A 267-nucleotide genomic window follows, 5' to 3' on the forward strand; every position below is an offset into this window, starting at 1 on the left:
GCAGGAGCGCCTGGAAATCCGAACTGGCGTATTGGGAACCTCGATCGGAATGGAAGATCATGCCCTCGGCCGGCCGTCGCCGAAACCACGCCATGGCCAGGGCGTCGATCACGAGTTGACGCGTCATGCGTTCGCCCAGCGCCCAGCGCCCAGCGCCCAGCGCCCAGCGCCCAGCGCCCAGCCAACAACTTGCCGGCTGAACAGGTCGATGACAACGGCCAAGTACAGCCAACCTTCCTGCGTGGCGATGTAGGTGATGTCGCCGGT

Annotated in this window: 1 pseudogene; it reads right to left on the reverse strand. The window is 65.2% G+C overall.

The features are described 5' to 3' along the window. Positions 1–267: pseudogene (locus tag EJ913_RS31390) on the reverse strand (DDE-type integrase/transposase/recombinase); the annotation flags it as partial.

It is taken from the genome of Azospirillum doebereinerae, assembly GCF_003989665.1.
GTDB classification, from domain to species: Bacteria; Pseudomonadota; Alphaproteobacteria; order Azospirillales; family Azospirillaceae; genus Azospirillum; species Azospirillum doebereinerae.